Here is a 20,319-nt window from a genome sequence, read left to right as displayed (position 1 = left end):
CCACGAACCGGATTGTTGACCCGAGAGGAGCCCCGATGAAGGTGCTGGTGCCGGTCAAGCGCGTGCTTGACTATAACGTGAAGCCGCGGGTGAAGGCGGACGGGACGGGTGTCGACCTGGCCAACGTCAAGATGTCGATGAACCCCTTCGACGAGATCGCCGTCGAGGAGGCGATCCGGCTGAAGGACCGCGCCGGCGTCACCGAGATCGTGGTCGTCTCGATCGGGGAGCAGAAGGCGCAGGAGACGATCCGCACCGCGCTCGCGATGGGCGCAGACCGCGGCATTCTCGTCACCAGCGACACGAAGGTCGAGCCGCTCGGCGTCGCCAAGATCCTGGCGAAGATCGTCGAGGAGGAGCAGCCGCAGCTGGTCATTCTGGGCAAGCAGGCGATCGACGACGACAACAACCAGACCGGGCAGATGCTCGCCGGCCTGCTCGGCTGGGCGCAGGGCACGTTCGCGTCGAAGGTCGAGATCGCGGGCGAAACCGCCAAGGTGACGCGCGAGGTCGACGGCGGGCTTGAAACTGATGACCTGAAGCTGCCGGCGATCGTCACGACCGACCTGCGCCTAAACGAGCCGCGCTATGCCTCGCTGCCCAACATCATGAAGGCCAAGTCCAAGCCCTTGGCGCAGAAGACCGCCGCCGATTTTGGCGTCGACGTGACCCCGCGCCTGACGACGCTGAAGGTCGCCGAGCCCAACAAGCGCTCGGCCGGCGTCAAGGTCGCCGATGTCGACGAGCTGGTGATGAAGCTGAAGGCGATGGGAGTGGCGAAGTGAAGACTCTGGTCTGGGTCGAGCATGACGGCTCGACGGTGAAGGACGCCACGCTCGCCGCGGTCACCGCCGCGTCGCAGCTGGGCGAGGTGCATCTGCTGGTTGCCGGTCAGGGCGTCGATGGCGTTGCGCAGGCGGCGGCGAAGATCGCCGGCGTGGGCAAGGTCCATGTCGCCGACGACGCGGCCTTTGCCCATGCGCTCGCCGAGAATGTTGCACCGCTGGTGGTCGAGCTGATGGGCCATCACGATGCGTTCGTCGTGCCCGCCACCACGACCGGCAAGAACATCGCGCCGCGCGTCGCCGCGCTGCTCGACGTGATGCAGATCTCCGAAGTGCTGTCGGTCGAGGGGCCGGACACCTTCACCCGGCCGATCTACGCCGGCAATGCGATCGCCACCGTTCAGACCGCAGACGCCAAGAAGGTCCTGACGATCCGCGGCACCGCGTTCGACAAGGCGGCGGCGGAGGGTGGTTCGGGTATCGTCGAGGCCGTCGCCTCGACCGGCGACACGGGATTGTCGACCTTCGCCGGGTCGGAGATCGCCGCAAATGCCCGGCCCGAGCTGACCAGCGCCAAGATCATCGTCTCTGGTGGCCGTGCGCTCGGCTCGGAAGAGCAGTTCCACGCGCTGATCGACCCGCTCGCCGACAAGCTGGGCGCCGGTGTCGGCGCCAGCCGCGCCGCGGTCGATGCGGGCTATGCTCCCAACGACTATCAGGTCGGCCAGACGGGCAAGATCGTGGCACCCGAGGTCTATGTCGCGGTTGGGATTTCCGGCGCGATCCAGCATTTGGCGGGCATGAAGGACAGCAAGACGATCATCGCGATCAACAAGGACGAGGACGCCCCGATCTTCCAGGTCGCCGACCTCGGCCTGGTCGGCGACCTGTTCAAGGTGGTGCCGGAGCTGACCGAAAAGCTGTAATCGACCGCTCTCTGCCTGTGTTCTCCCGCGAAGGCGGGAGCCCAGTATTACCTAGCCTCACCTCTGCGGCGAAGGCACTGGGCTCCCGCCTTTGCGAGAGCACAAAGAGAAGTTTGCAGCTCCGTTCTGACCGTCATCCTAGGGTTGTCCCGTCGTCCACTGCCCCGCACGGGACCGAGCTGCATTCGTGATGACATGGATGTCGGGGACTGCCGGTAGGGCTCGGTGCGGCGGAAAACTTAGCCCTCCAGCGCGCTCCGCAGCGCCTGGACCTGGCGGTTCAGCGCCTGCAACTCCGCCATCGACCGCCCCGACCGTGCCACCAGCGCCTCGGCCAGGCAGCTGCACTCCTGCTGCAACGCCCGCCCCTCGGGGGTCAGCGCCACCCGTACCTGTCGCTCGTCCTGCGCATCGCGGGTGCGCGTCACCAGTCCCGCCGCCTCCAGCCGCTTGACGAGCGGCGTGATCGTGCTCGACTCGAGTGACAGCCGCGCGGCAATTCTCCCGACCGTCCGTCCATCCTCGTCCCACAAGGCGCCGAGCACCAGGAACTGCGGGTAGGTGATGCCGAGCCGGTCGAGCATCGGCTTGTAGAGGCGATTGACCGCGATGCTCGCCGCATAGAGCGAGAAGCAGAGCTGATGATCGAGCGGCAGCGGCGTGGGCATCGCCGATTTATATCGCGATAATAATTGGCTGGACAAGCCTCTGCGCACTCCCTAGATAGGTATCGCAGCAACATTTATAGCGATAAGGGCAATCGATGAGCGTCGACGTCAAGTACCGCACCACTGCCTATGCTACCGGGGGTCGCGACGGCCATGCCGCGGTCGAGGACGGTGGGTTCGAGGTCACGTTGTCGACGCCGCGCGAACTGGGCGGGGCGGGCGGTGACGGCGCCAATCCGGAACAGCTGTTCGCGGCGGGCTATTCGGCGTGTTTCGTTGGCGCGATGAAGGCTGTAGCCCCCTCGCTGAAGCTGAAGGTACCCGCCGATGCGAAGGTCACCGCGACCGTCGGTATCGGTCCGCGGTCCGAAGGCGGGTTCGGCATCACCGCCGACCTCAGCGTCGCGCTGCCCGGCCTCTCGCACGAGGATGCCGAGCGGCTGGTCGAGGCAGCGCACCAGGTGTGCCCCTATTCCAATGCGACGCGTGGCAATGTCGATGTCGGGCTGACCATCGCCTGATCGTTCAACCCGTTACCCTGGCGCAATCTCCTCCCCTTGCAGCCGGGTGATCCGCACGGGTCGGCTCCCTCCGCCGGCCCGTGCGTCGATCCTTCAGCCGCCCACCGTCAGCCGCCCGATCCGGGCCGCCTGTAATAGGCGAAGACGAACCAGCGCGCCGCCTCGGCCCAGCCGCCCGCCTCCATTTCCGCGGGATCGAGCGGATCGACGCTGCGATGATGCTCCCACACCCGATCGGTCTGGCGAAACAACAGCCGTGTCGCATCGACGCCGACCAGCTCGCGCCCCGCAGCCCCCTCTCGGTCGAGCAGCTCCTGCTCGGTGGCGCCGGTCGGGCCGGGCACCACCACGATCGTGCCGAACGGCGCGTCTGGCACCGGCTCACGCCCGTAGCGCTGTTGCGCCGCCTGTTTGCTGATGCCGACCAGCTCGCCGACATCCGTCCAGCTCATCCCTGCGCGCCGTGCCGCCTCCACCCAGCGGACGAGCGTCGCCTTCGCCTCGTCCGCGGCGACTTGCGCGGCTTCGATCATCGGTCGATACTGCCGGACATGGTTGCCCGAGAAGCGGCCCAGCGCCTCCTCTACGAACACGCGTGGCGCATCTGCGGTTTGGTCGCGTAGCTGTGTTTCGAGGTGAGGGGGCATGGATCCTCTCGGTCAATCTGCTCTGACTCTAGCGACAGCCGATTATGTCAACAAGATGCGACCGTCAGATTTCGTTGACGATATTGCCTGCCTTGACGGTCAGTAGCGCTAGATCGGCGTCAGCAGGATAAACAGCCACACGGGCGCGCCATAAATCATCGCCCAGCGCCGGACCGACCCGCCGCCTCGCCACCGAGGAAATTGTGTGGCCAGGACAGCGATCTTGGCGCTCGCGTCAGGCGCGGGCGAGCGCGTCGGCGATCAGCGCGCGGCTGTTGGCGATGCCGTAAAGCTTGATGAAGCTGCCCATCCGCGGCCCCTGCGACGAGCCGAGCAGCGTCTCGTACAGCGCCTTGAACCAGTCGCGCAGCTCGGCGAAATCGCCGGTCTTGCCGATCTCGTAAACGATGTTCTGGATGTCCTCGGCGCTTGCGTCCGCGGGCAACGCCGCCAGTTCGGTATCGAGCCGGCGGAGCGCCGCGACCTCCACGCCCTCCGGCGCACGCCGCTGCAATGTCGGTGCGACGAAATCGCGGGCATAGGCAAGTGCGTGGCCGATCAGCCGGTCGAGTGCCGGATAGCGTGCAGGGTCGGCATCCGGCACGTAATTGGCCAGATAGCCCCAGACCTGATCTTTGGACGCCTCTCCCATCACTCCGACCAGATTGAGCAGCAGGCCGAACGTGACCGGCAGCGCCTCCTCTGGCACCCGCCCGTCATGGATGTGGTGGACGGGGTTGCCGAGCCGCTGCTTCAGATCCTGCCCAGCATAGTTGCCGCGGAACTGCCAATATTCGTCGACCGCGCGCGGGATGACGCCCATGTGCAGCTGCTTGGCCTTTTTCGGTTCCCGATAGGCGAAGAAGGCGAGGCTCTCCTCTGGGCCATAGGTCAGCCAATCCTCGATCGACAGGCCGTTGCCCTTCGACTTCGAGATCTTCTGGCCATGCTCGTCGAGGAACATCTCGTAGTTGAAGCCTTCGGGCGGACGGGCGCCGAGGACACGGGCGATCTTGCCCGACTGAATGACCGAATCGATCAGGTCCTTGCCCGCCATCTCATAGTCGACGCCGAGTGCCACCCAGCGCATCGCCCAGTCGACCTTCCATTGCAGTTTCGATAGGCCGCCAAGCGCCGACTGGGTGATCCGCTGGCCATCCTCGTCGGTGAAGGCGATGGTGCCGGCGTCGGCATCCACCACCTCGACCGGCACCTGGAGCACGACGCCGGTGGTCGGCGAGATCGGCAACACGGGCGAGTAGGTGGCCGCGCGCTCGGCGCGCAACGTCGGCAGCATCACCGCCTGAATCGCGTCGAAGTTGCGCAAGACGACTTTCAGCGCGTCGTCGAACCGGCCGCCGGTGTAGTACTCGGTCGACGAGGCGAACTCATAGTCGAAGCCATATTGGTCGAGGAAGCTGCGCAGCCGCGCATTGTTGTGCGCGGCGAAGCTGTCGTGCGTACCGAACGGATCGGGGATGCGGGTCAGCGGCTTGCCGAGATGCTGGCGCAGCATGTCGCCATTGGGGACGTTGTCGGGCACCTTGCGCAGCCCGTCCATGTCGTCGCTGAACGCGATCAGCCGGGTCGGCCGGTCGGACAGCGCGTGAAAGGCGTTGCGGACCATGGTGGTGCGCAGCACCTCGTTGAACGTGCCGATGTGCGGCAGGCCGGATGGGCCATAGCCGGTCTCGAACAGGATCGGCGCGCCGTCTGGCTTCCCGTCCGGATAGCGGGCAAGAAGCTTCCTCGCCTCCTCATAGGGCCAGGCCTTGGATTCGAGGGCGGCGGTGCGCAGGTCGGTATCGGTCATCGGCCACGCATCTGGCGCTTTGGGGCGGGAAGCGCAAATGCTATGCGATCTTCCGCATCGCCGTTCATCACGTTCAGGACGAAGGCAGCAGCTTCGTCCGGATCCACTATTTCCGCCGCCTTCAAGGACCGCCATGATCCCGACCGACGCGACGCTGTTAACCGCGTCGACATACTGGATCGGTAGAGCCGTCCGCCATGGCTGAACCCCGACAGGAGCTGCACGCGTCGGTCGCGACCGATTTTGGCGAGGGTGGAGCCGCGCGGCGGATCATAGGCCGGCGGCGCACGGCGGATGCGCCACTGCTGATGACCAACATCCTGAACGGCGACAACAACGTCACCGTGGCGCGGCTGATGCTGGCGCTGATGGTGCTGTGGTCGCATTCCTTTGCCATCTACCTGGGCGACGAGGGCATCGAACCGATCGCGCAACTGACTCGCGGCCTCTACAACGCGGGCAATGTCGGAGTGGCCTGCTTCCTGATTCTTAGCGGCGCGCTGATCCTCCGCAGTTGGGAAAGCAGCAGTAGCGCCTGGCGTTTTACGGTGAAGCGGGCGCAGCGGTTGTACCCGGCCTATCTGGTCGCGGTGTTCGCCGGCGCGTACATCGTCGCCCCGATCTACGCGGGCCTCGATCCCTGGGGGCTGCTGCGCCAAAGCTTTCCGACTTGGCTGGGAGCCAATCTTGTGTTCCGTGGCTATGCGCCGGTCGATCAGGTGTTCGAGGGTGCACCGATTGCCGCAATCAACGGATCGCTATGGAGCATCTGGTACGAGGTGTTCTGCTATATCGGGCTGGTCGCAGGCGTTTCGCTGCTGCGACAGCGGTTCGTGGTGGGGTGCTGGGTGGTGCTGGCGATCCTGACGGCCGCGAAGATCTATGCCGATCTGACCGGATGGAATCCGGGGTTCGGGATCATCGGCGCGGTTGTAGGCTGGCCACTGCTGTGGTTCTCGGTCGCGGGATGGTTCGTGACCGGCATGTTGTTCCACGCCTATCGCACGGCCATTCCGCGCAGTCCGTTGATCCTGCTGGGTATTGCCGTGGCGTGGCTCGCGGCAACCTGGCTACCCTCGCAACAGCTGACCGCGCGCATTCTGATGGACGTGATCTACACGCCAGGCCTCGCGTATATTCTATTCTACGTCTGCTCGACACCGAAGACGTCGGTCGAGATGCGGGCGCGGGCCAATGACCTGTCCTATGGCATGTACCTTTATGCCTTTCCGACCCAGCAAATCATTCGAGCCGAGCTGGGGCCAGGACAGCCGTTTCTCGTCTACTTTGCCCTGTCGGCGACTTGCACGCTTGTGCTGTCTATCGTCAGCTGGAAATTGGTGGAGCGGCCCTTCATGGCAGGCGGTTATGCAAAAGCCGCTCAAAGGGCTAGGGACGCGCAGGCGAAGCTGCACCAGCGCTGACGGCGCGATCATTCCGGAACGGCAGACGCATGATCTACACTCTTAAAACCAGCATCGTAATCGCCGTCCTTTCGGTTATGGCAATCGCCCTGCTGACGATTTTCGTCCGGCGCAATCTGCGGACAGTAGCGCAGACTGCAATGTACGCGAATGCCTCCGCTTTCTTAGTGCTTTGCATCACGCAGATTTACGCGGCATTCGGGGCGGTGGCCGCCGTCACAGCCTTGTTCGCGCGCAAACGGTCGACAGCTGCCGGAACGGCGCTGTTTCTCATTATCGTGCTGCCGCAGATCGGAATTACCGTGATGGTGGGATCGCTGCAGCTCTTTAACATTTCTTCGACTGCCTGTGTCGGGCTGGGTCTGCTAGTCGGCAGCCTGTTCTGGACGGGGCGCAACGGCTCTGCGGCGTTCATCAGCGACATACCGGCCTGTGCAATCATCCTGGTCTTCACCTTCATCGGCGCCCGGGACTCGACGTTCACGAACCTGCTGCGTGTTGTAACCGAAAATCTGATAACGTTCGTGATTCCGTACATGCTCGTGAGGAAGGCGCTGGGTGACCCAGCCTGTGTCCGCAACGCGTTCCTATTAGTGATCGGGGCGGGACTCGCCCTGTCGGCGATCGCAATCTTCGAGAGTGTCAGGGTCTGGCCGATGTACCAGGTATATGGCCAGCAGTTCGGCACGCTGGTCAATGCCGGCGTGAAGATGCGGGGTGGGATGCTGCGCGCAGGCGGACCGATGATGAATCCGCCCCTATCGGGCACGATCCTTACACTCTGCGTAGTGACCGCGTTTGCGGCGCGCGATCTCTTCCCGAGCAGGATGGGCTTTCGGATCGTAATGGCGGTGCTGATCGTCGGGCTCTTCTGCATGCAGGCGCGTGGTGCGTGGCTAGGTGCGGTCTGCGGCAGTATCGGCGTCGTCTTTTCACGCCGTGGCGGGCGGGCGATTGCCGGCTACCTACCCACGATGTTGCTGGCCGGCGTGGTAGTCTATGGCGCGGCGCTGACCAGTCCGCGGGTCGCCAGTCTCGTTGGGTTCTCGTCCGATGCTAGGAGCAGCAACGAGTATCGCGACCGATTGAGCGATCTGGGCTTCGAAACGGTGAGAGCACATCCTCTGATCGGCCAGCCCATTGAGGCGGTCAAACAGCAGATGGTCAGCATGACACAGGGTGAAGGCATCATCGACTTCGTCAACGGCTATCTGGCGATAGCGCTATTTTCGGGGCTGATCGGTTTGTCGCTCTTCGTCGGTGCGCTGCTGCTGCAGGGAATAAACGCGTACACCGCGCGCAGGACCGTTCGGCAGCGTGGAGCAGGCAGTCTGGCCGATCTGGGGTTGGGTATCGTCTTCGCGGCGGCATCAATGTTCCCCTTCGTTCCAACCGAGCCACGTATCGTCAGCACGATCCTGCTCCTGTTCGCCCTCAGTAATTCGGTAAGTCATGCCTTTAAGTCCGAAACTGTGAAACCGGCACGAGCCTTACTGGCACGGCGCCTTGATACGCCGGTTGAAGAGCGATCCGCCCTAGCATGACCGCGGCGCATTGAACGCGGGTAGCGTTCCCCACTCGTTCCGCCCTACATAGGGGCGTGCTGCCCTATCCTGCCCTTCACGCCAGCCATGGCGGCATCTGGATCGCGACCGCTGACGGTACGCGGCGGGTGGGGCGGGGGGAGGCGATCCGGATTGCCGCCGATACGCCGGTCCTGCTGCTGAATGCGCCGCTGGTCGGACAGCGGCTGGGCTATGCCGAGCTGTCGGGGCTGGACCTGCTGGAGCTGTACGCGTTCCTCCATCCCGCGCGGTTCGCGGTGCCGACGCCGGCCGGGCTGGCGCGCGCGGTCGACCTTTCGCCGTCAGAGCGCGACGAGGATGTCGCGTCCTTCCTGCTGGAGGCGGCGGCGGCGCTGCTCGCGGTGCCCGCGGGGCACTGGCCCGAGCGCGAGGGGGCATGGGCGGCGGTGCAGGCGCTGGGCCGGCTGCGCTGGCCCTGGGCGCCGGTGGTGGCGCCGCACATCTCGCGGCCACGCAGCGACGAGCGGTGGCTGTTCTCGAAACTGCCCGAGTGGGAGGAGGCGGCGCCGCGACCCGCGCCGCGCCCCGTCGAGATCGCGCCGGGCGAGGCGGAGGCGCGGCTGGCGCTGCTGACGGGCGGTGCCGCGGAGGAGCGGCCGGGGCAGCGCGCCTATGCCGCCGCCGCCGCCGCCGCTTTTGCTCCCCGCGCGATCCGCGAGGCGCCCAACATGGTGCTGGCCGAGGCGGGGACGGGGATCGGCAAGACGCTGGGCTATCTGGCGCCGGCCAGCCTGTGGTCGGAGCGGGCGGGCGGGGCAGTGTGGATCTCGACCTATACCAAGGCGCTGCAACGGCAATTGGCGGCGGAGACGGCGCGGCTCTATCCCGACCCGGTGCTGCGGCGCGAGCGGGTGGTGACACGGAAGGGCCGCGAGAATTACCTGTGCCTGCTGAACCTGGAGGATGCGCTCCAGGGCGGCTTCGGCGGCCGCGCGGCGGTGCTGGCGCAGCTGGTGGCGCGCTGGGCGGCGTTCACCGCCGACGGCGACATGGTCGGCGGCGACCTGCCGGGCTGGCTGCCGACCCTGTTCCGGCGCAACGGACCGGCGGCGCTGACCGACCGGCGCGGCGAGTGCGTCTATGCCGGCTGCCCGCATTATCGGAAATGCTTCATCGAGCGGGCGGCGCGGGCGTCGGCCGAGGCGGACATCGTCATCGCCAACCACGCGCTGGTGATGGTAAACGCCGCGCGCGGGCGGGAGACGGCGACGCGGCCGACCCGCTACGTCTTCGACGAGGGGCACCACCTGTTCGATGCGGCAGACGCGATGTTCGGGGTGGCGCTGACCGGGGGCGAGACGATCGAACTCAGGCGCTGGGTGCTGGGCCCCGAGGCGGGCGGGCGCGGACGGCGGCGCGGACTGGCGGCGCGGCTGTCCGACGTGGCCAGCTACGACGAGGGCGGAGCACGGGCGATCGCCGATGCCGTGGCGGCGGCGCAGGCACTGGCGTCGGAGGGCTGGCTGGGGCGGCTGGGCGAGGGCGCGCCGTTCGGGCCGATCGAGACGCTGCTCGCCGCGGTGCGCGGCCTGACCTATGCGCGGGCCGAGCAGCCCGGAGATGCGGGGTACGGGCTGGAAACCGAACTGGCAGAGCCGACCCCGGCGCTGATCGAGGCGGCGGCACCGGCGGCGCACGCGCTCGATGCGCTGCTGCGACCGCTCCATGCACTGGGGCGGCGGTTGGAGGCGGTGCTGGCGGAGGCGCCCGACTGGCTCGACGGCGCGGCGCGAGCACGGGTGGAGGGGGCGATCGCCTCGCTCGGCTGGCGGGCGGAGACGGTGGCGGCGTGGCTGGCGCTGCTCGCCCGCATCGGCGGTCCGGCGGACCCAGAGGTGGTCGACTGGATGGCGGTCGACCGCGCCGAGGGGCGCGAGTACGATGTCGGGCTGCACCGCCGCTGGCTCGACCCGACGCGGCCGTTCGCGGAGGTGGTGCTGAAGCCCGCGCACGGCGTGCTGGTGACCTCTGCGACGCTGACCGGCGGCGGTGACTGGGACGTTGCCGAGGCGCGGACCGGGGCGCCGCATCTCGCGCGGGCACCGGCGCGGTTCGAGGCGGCGAGCCCGTTCGACTATCCGAGCCAGGCCGAGGTGCTGATCGTCACGGACGTGAAGCGCGGCGATGCGGCGGCGCTGGCCAATGCCTATGCGCGGCTGATCGTCGCGGCGGGGGGCGGCACGCTGGGCCTGTTCACCGCGATCCGGCGGCTGCGCGCGGTGCATGGCCGGATCGCCGACCGGCTGGCGCAGGAAGGGCTGCCGCTCCACGCGCAGCATGTCGATCCGATCGATACGGGCACGCTGGTCGATATCTTTCGCGACGATCCAACCGCCAGCCTGCTCGGCACGGATGCGCTGCGCGACGGGGTCGATGTGCCGGGGCGCTCGCTGAGGCTGGTGGTGATGGAGGGGGTGCCCTGGCCCAAGCCGACGGTGCTGCACGCGGCGCGGCGGCTGGCGGGGGGCGGGTCGGCCTATGACGACCGGATCGTGCGGGCGCGGCTGGCGCAGGCATTCGGCCGGCTGATCCGGCGCGCCGACGATTCCGGTGCGTTCGTGCTGCTGTCGGCAGCGATGCCGTCGCGGCTGCTGCCCGCCTTTCCGTCCGGCGTGCCGGTCGCGCGGGTGACCCTGGACGAGGCGGTGGCGCGGGTCGCAGCGCGGCTTTCTTCCGGAGCCAGGATCGGGCATGGGGAAAGCCTGCCGGTGCCCACGGAGAATCGATGAAGACGCTGACGCTGCTGCGCCACGCCAAATCCGGCTGGGACGATGGAGTCGCGCGCGATTTCGACCGGCCGCTGAACGCCAAGGGCAAGCGGGCCGGGGTGGAAATGGGGCGGCACCTGCGCGCCGAAGCCCGCGCCTTCGACCATGTCGTCGCCTCGCCGGCGTTGCGTGTGGTGGAGACGCTGGCGGCGGTCGAGCAGGGCTATGGCGCGGCGCTGACGCCGACGTGGGACCGGACCATCTATCTGGCGAGCGCGGCGACCTTGCTCGACCTGATCCGCGACTTGCCGGCGGAGGCGGGGCGGGTGCTGATGGTCGGGCACAATCCGGGGATCGAGGAACTGGTGCTGCTGCTGGTGGCCGATGATGGTGCCGCGCTGCGCGATCGGGTGGAGGCGAAATACCCGACCGGCGCGGTCGCGGAACTGGAACTGACGGACGGCTGGAGCGGGGCGGGTCGCGGCACGGCGCGGCTGACCCGGTTCGTGCGGCCGCGCGATCTGGACGCGACGCTGGGCCCCGACGCGGATTGAAGCGAAGTCCTCCTGCGAGGGAGGATTAGGTCACGTCATTCCAGCGCAGGCTGGGATCTTCTGCTTGGTGCGTGCTGCCGGTCCCACTGGGAGACCCCAGCCTGCGCTGGGGTGACGGGTGCGCGAGCGCGTGCCAATCCCCAAGTCCTGCTTGGGGCGGGGCAATGAACGCCTGCGCGTAATCGGACGGCGGCGTCGCTATCTGACGCTGCGACATTCCCCTCTCTCGCAGGACAGACACATGGCCGAAGCTGATGGCTTCGACATAGAGCGCATGATCGAACCGGTGCTGGCCGCCGGCGCGCGGACGTTGGTCCACCGGGCGGCGGGCGTGGTGGCGGATACCAAGGCGGATGCGTCGCCGGTGACGGTCGCCGACCGCGAGGCGGAGGCGATCCTGCTCGCCGCACTGGCCGCGCAGTGCCCCGACATCCCCGTCGTTGCCGAAGAAGAGGCGGCAGCGGGGCGGGTGCCGGACGTGGGCGGGCGCTGGTTCTTTCTGGTCGATCCGCTCGACGGCACCAAGGAATATGTCGGCGGCGGCACCGACTTCACCGTCAACGTCGCGCTGATCGATGGCGAGGCACCTGTGGCCGGCATCGTCTATGCGCCGGCGCGCGGGCAATTGTGGTGCGGCACGGTGGGGCGCGGCGCCTGGGCGACCGAGGTCGTGGACGGCGCGGTCGGCGCGCGCGCGCCGCTGAAGGTGCGCGACTGCGCCGGAGCGCCGGTGGCGGTGGCCTCCAAGTCGCACTGCACGCCGGCGACCGAGGCATGGCTGGCGGCAAGCGGCTGCGGCGCGCGGGTGTCGGTCGGCTCCAGCCTGAAGTTCGCGCTGATCGCGGCCGGCGAGGCCGACGTCTATCCGCGCGCCGGGCCGACGATGGAGTGGGACACGGCGGCGGGCGACGCGATCCTCCGCGCGGCGGGCGGGCGGACCCTGTGCCTGGACGGACAGCCGCTGACGTACCGCAAGGCGCGCTATTTCAATCCGGGGTTCGTGGCGTCGGGTGGGCATGCCTGCCTGCCGCTGCGCCCCTTCGTGGACGACGGCAAATGACCGACCTGACCCATCTGGAGCGGCTGGAGGCCGAGTCGATCCACATCCTGCGCGAGGTGGTGGCGGAGGCCGAGCGGCCGGTGATGCTCTACTCGGTCGGAAAGGATTCGGCGGTGATGCTGCATCTGGCGCGCAAAGCCTTCTATCCCGCGCCGCCGCCCTTTCCGTTGCTCCATGTCGACACGACGTGGAAGTTCCAGGCGATGTACGAACTGCGCGACCGCGCGGCGCGGGCGGCTGGCATGGAGCTGCTGGTCCATCGCAATCCGGAGGCGGAGGCGCGCGGGATCAACCCGTTCGACCATGGCGCGCTCCACACCGATCTGTGGAAGACCGAGGGGCTGAAACAGGCGCTGGACAAATACGGCTTCGACGTCGCGTTCGGCGGCGCACGGCGCGACGAGGAGAAGGCGCGAGCGAAGGAGCGGGTGTTCAGCTTCCGCTCGGCCAGCCATCGCTGGGACCCGAAGAACCAGCGGCCCGAATTGTGGCACCTCTACAATGCGAAGAAGGCGAAGGGAGAGAGCATCCGCGTCTTTCCGATCAGCAACTGGACCGAGCTGGATATCTGGCAGTACATCCAGATCGAGAAGATCCCGATCGTCCCGCTCTATTTCGCCGCGCCGCGCCCGACGGTGGAGCGCGACGGAATGATCCTGATGGTCGATGACGATCGCTTCCCGTTGCGCGACGGCGAGGTGCCGGTCGAACGCTCGATCCGGTTCCGCACGCTCGGCTGCTATCCGCTGACCGGCGCGGTGGAGAGCGAGGCGGCCGATCTGGGGGCGGTGATCCAGGAAATGCTGCTGACCACCACCTCCGAACGCCAGGGCCGCGCGATCGACAAGGACGAGGGCGGCGCGGGGATGGAGAAGAAGAAGCAGGAGGGGTATTTCTGATGTGGGCGCGTGTTTCTCAATTCCTCCCCGCTCGCGGGGAGGGGGACCATGCGCAGCATGGTGGAGGGGGATCGCCGCGAGCGGAGCGCTTGTGGATAACCCCCTCCACCACGCCGCTTCGCGTCGCGGTCCCCCTCCCCGTATCGGGGAGGATTTGAGCGTGACCGACCCCAGCTACACCCCCGACGCGCTGATCGGGCAGGACATCGCCGCCTATCTCGACGGGCACCGGCGCAAGACGCTGTTGCGCTTCATCACCTGCGGCTCCGTCGATGACGGCAAGTCGACGCTGATCGGGCGGCTGCTCTACGATTCGAAGATGATCTTCGAGGATCAGCTGGCGGCGTTGCAGGCGGATTCGAAGCGGGTCGGGACGCAGGGCGGCGAGATCGACTTCGCGCTGCTGGTCGACGGGCTTGCCGCCGAGCGCGAGCAGGGGATCACGATCGACGTCGCCTATCGCTTCTTCGCGACCGAGAAACGCAAGTTCATCGTCGCCGATACGCCTGGGCACGAGCAGTACACGCGCAACATGGTGACCGGCGCCTCGACCGCTGACCTTGCGGTGATCCTGATCGACGCGCGGAAGGGCGTGCTGACCCAGACGCGGCGGCACTCCTATCTCGCGCAGCTGGTCGGCATCCGCCACATCGTGCTGGCGGTGAACAAGATGGACCTGGTCGGGTATGACCGGGCGACCTTCGACGCGATCGTCGCCGATTATCGCGCCTTTGCCGCGTCGATCGGGATCGAGGCGTTCGTCGCCATCCCGATCTCCGGGTTCAAGGGCGATAACGTCGCGGGCCGTTCGGCGGCGATGGGGTGGTATGACGGCCCGACGCTGATGGAGCATCTGGAGACGGTCGAGGTCGACCAGACCGCGGCGCAGGCCAGGCCGTTCGAGATGCCGGTACAGTGGGTCAACCGGCCCGATCTGGACTTTCGCGGCTTTGCCGGCCTGATCGCGACCGGTAGCGTCGCGCCGGGCGACGCGGTGCGGGTGCTGCCGTCCGGGCGCACGTCGACGGTCGCGCGGATCGTGACCCTCGACGGGGACCTGAACCGGGCGGTCGCCGGTCAGTCCGTCACGCTGACGCTGGCTGACGAGATCGACTGTTCGCGCGGGGACGTGGTCGCCGCGGCGGGCGATCCGCCGCCGGTCGCCGACCAGTTCGAGGCGACAATCGTGTGGATGGCGGACGAGGCGCTGCTGCCCGGTCGCGCATACTGGCTGAAGCTCGGCACGCAGACGGTATCGGCGACGGTGCAGCCGCCAAAATACGTCATCAACGTCAATACGTTGGAGCATCTGGCGGCGAAGACGCTGGACCTGAACGCGATCGGCGTCGCGACGCTGGCGACCGACCGGCCGATCGTGTTCCGCCCATACGCCGAGGATCGGGAGCTGGGTGGCTTCATCCTGATCGACAAGCTGACCAACGCGACGGTCGGGGCGGGAATGCTCCACTTCGCGCTCAGGCGCGCGCAGAACGTCCACTGGCAGCCGACCGATATCGACCGCGCGCATCATGCGTCGCTCAAGAACCAGCGCCCGGCGGTGCTGTGGCTGACCGGGCTGTCGGGTGCGGGCAAGTCGACTATCGCCAATCTGGTCGAGAAGAAGCTGGCGCGGATGAACCGCCACACCTTCCTCCTCGACGGCGACAATGTCCGCCATGGCCTCAACCGCGACCTGGGCTTCACCGACGCAGACCGGGTCGAGAATATCCGGCGGGTCGGCGAGGTCGCCAAGCTGATGACCGATGCAGGCTTGATCGTCGTCACCGCCTTCATCTCCCCCTTCCGCGCGGAGCGGGAGATGGTGCGCGCGATGATGGCGCCGGGCGAGTTCGTCGAGGTGCATATCGACACGCCGCTGGCCGAGGCGGAAGCGCGCGACGTGAAGGGCCTCTATGCCAAGGCGCGGGCCGGGCAGCTGAAGAACTTCACCGGTATCGACAGCCCCTACGAGGCGCCGGTCGATCCGGAGATCCGCATCGATACTACCGCGATGACCGCGGAGGCGGCGGCGGAGGCGATCGTCGTGTATTTGATCGGGTGATCCGCCGCCTCCATCGGGCCGGGTTCGTCCCGGCCGGACGGGGGCGGGTTCGAGAGTTGCCCTCACACTGGCCTGTGCGGCTCTTCGACTATCCCGATCAACCCGAAAACGACGCAAAATTGCGAGTTTTCGCGCCGCATTGATCCCGCTGGCCGGCCATGCTTAGTCCCCGCCGAACGACCCGGCGGCGCCGGGCAGCAGGAGAGATGCGATGCGGACGATCGATCATGTGATCGCCGGCGGTGCGGGCGGCGGCGGCACCCGGTCGGGCGAGGTGTTCGACCCCAATACCGGCCAGGTGCAGGCGCGGGTCACGCTGGGCGTGCAGGCCGATCTCGACCGGGCGGTGGCCGCGGCGCAGGGCGCGCAGCCGGGCTGGGCGGCGGTCAACCCGCAGCGGCGCGCGCGGGTGATGTTCCGGTTCAAGGAGCTGGTCGAGGCGAACATGGACGCGCTCGCCCACCTGCTGTCGTCCGAGCATGGCAAGGTGATCGCCGACTCGAAGGGCGATATCCAGCGCGGGCTGGAGGTGATCGAGTTCTGCTGCGGTATCCCGCATGTGCTGAAAGGCGAATATACCCAGGGCGCGGGGCCGGGGATCGACGTCTATTCGATGCGCCAGCCGCTCGGCATCGGGGCGGGGATCACGCCGTTCAACTTTCCGGCGATGATCCCGATGTGGATGTTCGGCGTCGCGATCGCGACGGGCAACGCCTTCATCCTGAAACCGTCGGAGCGTGATCCCTCCGTGCCGGTGCGGCTCGCCGAGCTGATGCTGGAGGCTGGCGCGCCCGCGGGCATTCTCCAGGTGGTGCACGGCGACAAGGAGATGGTCGACGCGATCCTCGACCATCCGGCCATCGCCGCGGTCAGCTTCGTCGGCTCGTCCGACATCGCGCACTATGTCTATCGTCGCGGGGTCGAGGCGGGGAAGCGCGTGCAGGCGATGGGCGGCGCCAAGAACCACGGCATCGTCATGCCCGACGCCGACCTCGACCAGGTCGTCGCCGACCTGGCGGGTGCGGCGTTCGGTTCGGCGGGCGAGCGGTGCATGGCGCTGCCGGTGGTGGTGCCGGTCGGCGACAGGACCGCCGAGGCACTGCGCGAGAAGCTGATTCCCGCCATCGCGGCGCTGCGGGTGGGCGTGTCGACCGATGCGGAGGCGCATTACGGGCCGGTAGTGAACGCCGCGCACAAGAGCCGCGTGGAAAACTGGATCCAGACCGGCGTCGACGAAGGCGCCGAGCTGGTGGTCGACGGCCGCGGCTTCACCCTTCAGGGGCACGAGCAGGGCTTCTTCGTCGGGCCGAGCCTGTTCGACCGGGTCACACCACAGATGCAGTCGTACAAGGAGGAGATTTTCGGCCCGGTCCTCCAGATCGTCCGCGCGCCCGATTTCGAGACGGCGGTGCGCCTGCCCTCGGAGCACCAGTACGGCAACGGCGTCGCGATCTTCACCCGCAACGGCCATGCCGCGCGCGAGTTCGCCGCGCGGGTGAATGTCGGCATGGTCGGCATCAACGTGCCGATCCCGGTGCCCGTCGCCTATCACAGCTTCGGCGGGTGGAAGCGGTCTGCATTCGGCGACACCAACCAGCACGGCATGGAGGGGGTGAAGTTCTGGACCAAGGTCAAGACGATCACCCAGCGCTGGCCGGACGGCACAGCCGAACTGCCGCGCGGTGCCGAAGACGGCGGACCCGCCCGCGTGCAGGATGCGTTCGTCATCCCGACCATGGGGTAAGCATGATGATGATACGATGTGGTGCGCTCTTCCTTCCACTGGTGCTGATCGCGTGCAGCGGCGGTGGCGGCGAGGCGGGAAACAACGCGCAGGGCGATGCGAGCGCGGTGGTCGAAGAGGCGCCCGACAACCTCCAGGACGATCCGGTCAACAGCGTCGTGCCGATCGGTAACACGGCATCGGCGCTCCCCGCAGCGACGCCGGTGACGAGCATCCCGGTCGCGTTCCAGGGCCGCTGGGGCATGGTGCCCAACGACTGCGATCCGAAGATGGACTATGCCGCCAAGGGGCTGATGACGGTGACCGCCGATCGGCTGCGCTTCTACGAGTCGCGCGCGACGATCAGCGATGCGAAGCAGGCAGGCACGGTGCTGACCGCGACGCTGTCCTTCTCGGGCGAGGGACAGACGTGGCAGCAGCAGGCGCGCATGACCCTGCTCGACGACGGCAAGACGCTGGTCCGCGACGGCACCGGTGAGGGGATGGAAGGGGGTCCGTTCCGCTATTCCAAGTGCCCGGAGGTGGCGGCGTGAACCAGTTTGATCTTACGCCCCAGTTTGATTTGACTGGCGACCAGCGCGAGATTCAGGAGCTGGCGCGGCGCTTCACCGCCGATCGGATCACCCCCAATGCCGGCGAGTGGGACGAGAAGCACATCTTCCCGCGCGACACGATCAAGGCCGCCGCCGAGCTGGGCTTCGCGGCGATCTATGTCAGCGAAGAGAGCGGCGGCATCGCGCTCGGGCGGCTGGAGGCGGCGCTCATCATGGAGGCGATGGCCTATGGCTGTCCGTCCACCTCGGCGTTCATCTCGATCCACAACATGGCGTCGTGGATGATCGACCGGTTCGGCTCGCAGACGGTCAAGGACAAGTACCTGCCCGATCTGGTGACGATGAAGCGGCTGGCGAGCTATTGCCTAACCGAGCCGGGGTCAGGATCGGACGCGGCGGCGCTGAAGACGCGCGCGGTGCGCGACGGCGACCATTGGGTCGTGTCGGGATCGAAGCAGTTCATCTCGGGCGCCGGCGAGAACGAGGTGTACGTCACCATGGTCCGCACCGGCGGCGAGGGGCCGAAGGGCATCTCGGCGCTGGTGATCGAGAAGGACATGCCCGGCGTGTCGTTCGGCGCCAACGAGCGCAAGCTCGGCTGGCACTCGCAGCCGACGCGGCAGGTGACGTTCGATCAGGTCCGCGTCCCGGCCGAGAACATGGTCGGCGGCGAGGGCGAGGGGTTCCGCATCGCGATGATGGGGCTGGACGGCGGGCGGCTGAACATCGGCGCCTGCTCGCTGGGCGGGGCGCAGCGCTGCCTGGACGAGGCGGTGCGCTATACCAAGGATCGCAAGCAGTTCGGCACCGCGATCGCCGATTTCCAGAATACGCAGTTCACGCTGGCCGACATGGCGACCGAGCTGGAGGCGGCGCGCGCGCTCCTCTACATGGCCGCGGCGAAGGTGACGGCGAACGCCCCCGACAAGACCCGCTTCGCGGCGATGGCGAAGCGGCTGGCGACCGATACCGGATCGAGCGTGGTCGACCGGGCGCTGCAGCTCCACGGCGGCTATGGCTATCTGATGGACTATCCGATCGAGCGCTTCTGGCGCGACCTGCGCGTGCATTCGATCCTGGAAGGGACCAACCAGGTCATGCGGATGATCGTCGGGCGCGAGCTGGTGCGGCAGTGATCGTGATCCATCGTCATTCCCGCGCAGGCGGGAATCCAGACGCGCGGTCCTCGCTTGATCCGCAGCGTCAGCGGTTCTGGATCCGCGCCTTCACGGGGATGACGGGAGTGGGTGCGGGGATGACGGACGTGGTGGCGGCGTGACGGACGAACTGATCGTCACCACCGAGGGCGCTGTGGGCCGCATCCGGCTGAACCGGCCCAGGGCGCTCCACGCGCTGACCGTGGCGATGTGCGAGGGCGTGCTCGCCGCGCTGGAGGATTGGCGCGGCGACGACGCGGTCCGTGCGATCATCCTCGACCATGCACCCTCGCCGGATGGCGACCCGAAATACTCGCGCGGCTTCTGCGCGGGCGGCGACATCCGGCTGCTGGCCGAAAGCGGTGCTGGCGACGGCAGCGCGGCGCGGCATTTCTTCGCGACCGAATACCGGATGAACCACCGGCTGTTCACCTATGCCAAGCCGATCGTCGCGGTCATGGACGGGGTGACCATGGGCGGCGGCGTCGGCATTTCGCAGCCGGCGCGGTTCCGGGTGGCGACCGAGAATACGCGGCTCGCCATGCCGGAGACGGGGATCGGGCTGTTCCCCGATGTCGGCGGCGGCTGGTACCTGTCGCGGCTGCCGGGGCGGATCGGCCAATATCTGGCGCTGACCGGGCACCGGCTGGACGGGGCGGAGGCGCACGCGCTGGGGCTGGCGACGCATTATCTGGCGGCCGGGCGGGTCGAGGAGGCCAAGGCGGCGATCGTCGCCGATCCGACGGCGATCGAGATGGTGCTGGACGAGTTGGCAGCGCCCCCGCCCGCGGCGCGACTGCTGGCGGAGCGGCAGGCGATCGACCGGCTGTTCGCCTCGGACGAACTGGAAACGGTGTTCGCCGCGCTGGCAGCGGACGATAGCGACTTCGCCCGCACGACGCTGGCGACGCTCGCCACCAAGTCCCCGCAGACGATGAAGGTGTCGCTACGCCTGCTGAAGGAGGGCGCGGGGATGGCGAGCTTCGCCGACGAGATGCGGCAGGAATATGCGGTCGCGAGCCGTGTGGTGCAGCGGCACGACTTCCTCGAAGGCGTGCGCGCGGTCATCGTCGATAAGGACAATGCGCCGCGCTGGGACCCGGCGACGCCCGAAGCGGTGAGCGATCACGTGATCGATCAGATCTTCGCACCCCTGCCCGAGGGTGAGGCGTGGGTGCCCTGACCGCGTACGTCATCCCGGCGACGCTGGG

17 protein-coding genes are annotated in these 20,319 nt (G+C 67.6%); 14 read left to right on the top strand and 3 right to left on the bottom strand.

What is annotated here, in order from left to right:
- The first annotated feature begins 35 nt into the window (after positions 1-35).
- Positions 36-785, top strand: coding sequence for an electron transfer flavoprotein subunit beta/FixA family protein (locus Q5H91_RS12555; protein ID WP_305173750.1), 750 nt, complete (start codon positions 36-38; stop codon positions 783-785).
- Positions 782-1,711: an electron transfer flavoprotein subunit alpha/FixB family protein gene (locus Q5H91_RS12550; protein WP_305173749.1), complete on the top strand. Its 930-nt coding sequence runs from the start codon at positions 782-784 to the stop codon at positions 1,709-1,711. Before Q5H91_RS12555 ends, Q5H91_RS12550 begins: the two co-directional genes overlap by 4 nt.
- A gap of 239 nt (positions 1,712-1,950) precedes the next feature.
- On the opposite strand, the gene Q5H91_RS12545 is transcribed toward Q5H91_RS12550, so the two are convergent.
- A complete protein-coding gene (locus Q5H91_RS12545) occupies positions 1,951-2,379 on the bottom strand; it encodes a MarR family winged helix-turn-helix transcriptional regulator (RefSeq protein ID WP_305173748.1) in 429 nt (142 codons plus the stop codon).
- A 95-nt stretch (positions 2,380-2,474) separates the two neighbouring features.
- On the opposite strand from Q5H91_RS12545, the gene Q5H91_RS12540 reads away from it, so the two are divergent.
- A complete protein-coding gene (locus Q5H91_RS12540) occupies positions 2,475-2,900 on the top strand; it encodes an organic hydroperoxide resistance protein (protein WP_305173747.1) in 426 nt (141 codons plus the stop codon).
- Between the two features lie 107 nt (positions 2,901-3,007).
- Here the strand turns inward: Q5H91_RS12540 and Q5H91_RS12535 are convergent, their stop codons facing one another.
- Together Q5H91_RS12535 and Q5H91_RS12530 are read right to left on the bottom strand one after the other, a co-directional pair.
- Positions 3,008-3,493 carry a hypothetical protein gene (locus tag Q5H91_RS12535; protein ID WP_305173746.1) on the bottom strand — a complete coding sequence of 162 codons (486 nt, stop codon included), beginning with the start codon at positions 3,491-3,493 and terminating at the stop codon, positions 3,008-3,010.
- A gap of 289 nt (positions 3,494-3,782) precedes the next feature.
- Positions 3,783-5,360, bottom strand: a complete 1,578-nt coding sequence (locus Q5H91_RS12530; protein WP_305173745.1) for a lysine--tRNA ligase — start codon at positions 5,358-5,360, stop codon at positions 3,783-3,785.
- A gap of 197 nt (positions 5,361-5,557) precedes the next feature.
- On the opposite strand from Q5H91_RS12530, the gene Q5H91_RS12525 reads away from it, so the two are divergent.
- From Q5H91_RS12525 to Q5H91_RS12475, 11 genes are all read left to right on the top strand, one after another.
- On the top strand, positions 5,558-6,784 hold the full coding sequence (locus Q5H91_RS12525) for an acyltransferase family protein (protein ID WP_305173744.1): 1,227 nt from the start codon (positions 5,558-5,560) through the stop codon (positions 6,782-6,784).
- A gap of 29 nt (positions 6,785-6,813) precedes the next feature.
- Positions 6,814-8,328, top strand: coding sequence for an O-antigen ligase family protein (locus tag Q5H91_RS12520; protein WP_305173743.1), 1,515 nt, complete (start codon positions 6,814-6,816; stop codon positions 8,326-8,328).
- Between the two features lie 56 nt (positions 8,329-8,384).
- Positions 8,385-11,099 (top strand): ATP-dependent DNA helicase, encoded by a 2,715-nt coding sequence (locus Q5H91_RS12515; protein WP_305173742.1) that lies wholly within the window; start codon positions 8,385-8,387, stop codon positions 11,097-11,099.
- Entirely contained in the window at positions 11,096-11,632 is a 537-nt protein-coding gene (locus Q5H91_RS12510; RefSeq protein ID WP_305173741.1) for a SixA phosphatase family protein, read from the top strand. Before Q5H91_RS12515 ends, Q5H91_RS12510 begins: the two co-directional genes overlap by 4 nt.
- Positions 11,633-11,873: 241 nt before the next feature.
- Positions 11,874-12,692 carry a 3'(2'),5'-bisphosphate nucleotidase CysQ gene (gene cysQ / locus Q5H91_RS12505; protein ID WP_305173740.1) on the top strand — a complete coding sequence of 273 codons (819 nt, stop codon included), beginning with the start codon at positions 11,874-11,876 and terminating at the stop codon, positions 12,690-12,692.
- Entirely contained in the window at positions 12,689-13,591 is a 903-nt protein-coding gene (cysD, locus tag Q5H91_RS12500; protein ID WP_305173739.1) for a sulfate adenylyltransferase subunit CysD, read from the top strand. The genes cysQ and cysD overlap by 4 nt, the downstream gene beginning before the upstream one ends.
- Before the next feature lie 160 nt (positions 13,592-13,751).
- Positions 13,752-15,653, top strand: coding sequence for a sulfate adenylyltransferase subunit CysN (gene cysN, locus Q5H91_RS12495; RefSeq protein ID WP_305173738.1), 1,902 nt, complete (start codon positions 13,752-13,754; stop codon positions 15,651-15,653).
- 211 nt (positions 15,654-15,864) lie between these two features.
- Complete coding sequence (locus tag Q5H91_RS12490) at positions 15,865-17,397, top strand: CoA-acylating methylmalonate-semialdehyde dehydrogenase (RefSeq protein WP_305173737.1); 1,533 nt, start codon at positions 15,865-15,867, stop codon at positions 17,395-17,397.
- Positions 17,398-17,399: 2 nt separating this feature from the next.
- Positions 17,400-17,930, top strand: coding sequence for a hypothetical protein (locus tag Q5H91_RS12485; RefSeq protein WP_305173735.1), 531 nt, complete (start codon positions 17,400-17,402; stop codon positions 17,928-17,930).
- Complete coding sequence (locus Q5H91_RS12480) at positions 17,927-19,087, top strand: acyl-CoA dehydrogenase family protein (RefSeq protein WP_305173734.1); 1,161 nt, start codon at positions 17,927-17,929, stop codon at positions 19,085-19,087. Before Q5H91_RS12485 ends, Q5H91_RS12480 begins: the two co-directional genes overlap by 4 nt.
- A gap of 139 nt (positions 19,088-19,226) precedes the next feature.
- Positions 19,227-20,291, top strand: a complete 1,065-nt coding sequence (locus Q5H91_RS12475; RefSeq protein WP_305173733.1) for an enoyl-CoA hydratase/isomerase family protein — start codon at positions 19,227-19,229, stop codon at positions 20,289-20,291.
- The last annotated feature ends 28 nt before the right edge of the window (positions 20,292-20,319 follow it).

It is taken from the genome of Sphingomonas aurea (assembly GCF_030678875.1).
Lineage (GTDB): Bacteria > Pseudomonadota > Alphaproteobacteria > Sphingomonadales > Sphingomonadaceae > Sphingomonas > Sphingomonas aurea.
The sequence above is the reverse complement of the archived record's forward strand: the minus strand, read 5'-3'. Positions and strand labels throughout refer to the sequence as shown.

What these genes read in the sequence shown, in the direction of transcription:
- Q5H91_RS12545 (WP_305173748.1), bottom strand. Translation starts at nt 2,379, where the DNA reads ATGCCCACGCCGCTGCCGCTCGATCATCAGCTCTGCTTCTCGCTCTAT.
- Q5H91_RS12485 (WP_305173735.1), top strand. Translation starts at nt 17,400, where the DNA reads ATGATGATGATACGATGTGGTGCGCTCTTCCTTCCACTGGTGCTGATC.
- Q5H91_RS12525 (WP_305173744.1), top strand. Translation starts at nt 5,558, where the DNA reads ATGGCTGAACCCCGACAGGAGCTGCACGCGTCGGTCGCGACCGATTTT.
- cysQ (WP_305173740.1), top strand. Translation starts at nt 11,874, where the DNA reads ATGGCCGAAGCTGATGGCTTCGACATAGAGCGCATGATCGAACCGGTG.
- Q5H91_RS12490 (WP_305173737.1), top strand. Translation starts at nt 15,865, where the DNA reads ATGCGGACGATCGATCATGTGATCGCCGGCGGTGCGGGCGGCGGCGGC.
- Q5H91_RS12530 (WP_305173745.1), bottom strand. Translation starts at nt 5,360, where the DNA reads ATGACCGATACCGACCTGCGCACCGCCGCCCTCGAATCCAAGGCCTGG.
- Q5H91_RS12540 (WP_305173747.1), top strand. Translation starts at nt 2,475, where the DNA reads ATGAGCGTCGACGTCAAGTACCGCACCACTGCCTATGCTACCGGGGGT.
- Q5H91_RS12510 (WP_305173741.1), top strand. Translation starts at nt 11,096, where the DNA reads ATGAAGACGCTGACGCTGCTGCGCCACGCCAAATCCGGCTGGGACGAT.
- cysD (WP_305173739.1), top strand. Translation starts at nt 12,689, where the DNA reads ATGACCGACCTGACCCATCTGGAGCGGCTGGAGGCCGAGTCGATCCAC.
- Q5H91_RS12520 (WP_305173743.1), top strand. Translation starts at nt 6,814, where the DNA reads ATGATCTACACTCTTAAAACCAGCATCGTAATCGCCGTCCTTTCGGTT.
- Q5H91_RS12555 (WP_305173750.1), top strand. Translation starts at nt 36, where the DNA reads ATGAAGGTGCTGGTGCCGGTCAAGCGCGTGCTTGACTATAACGTGAAG.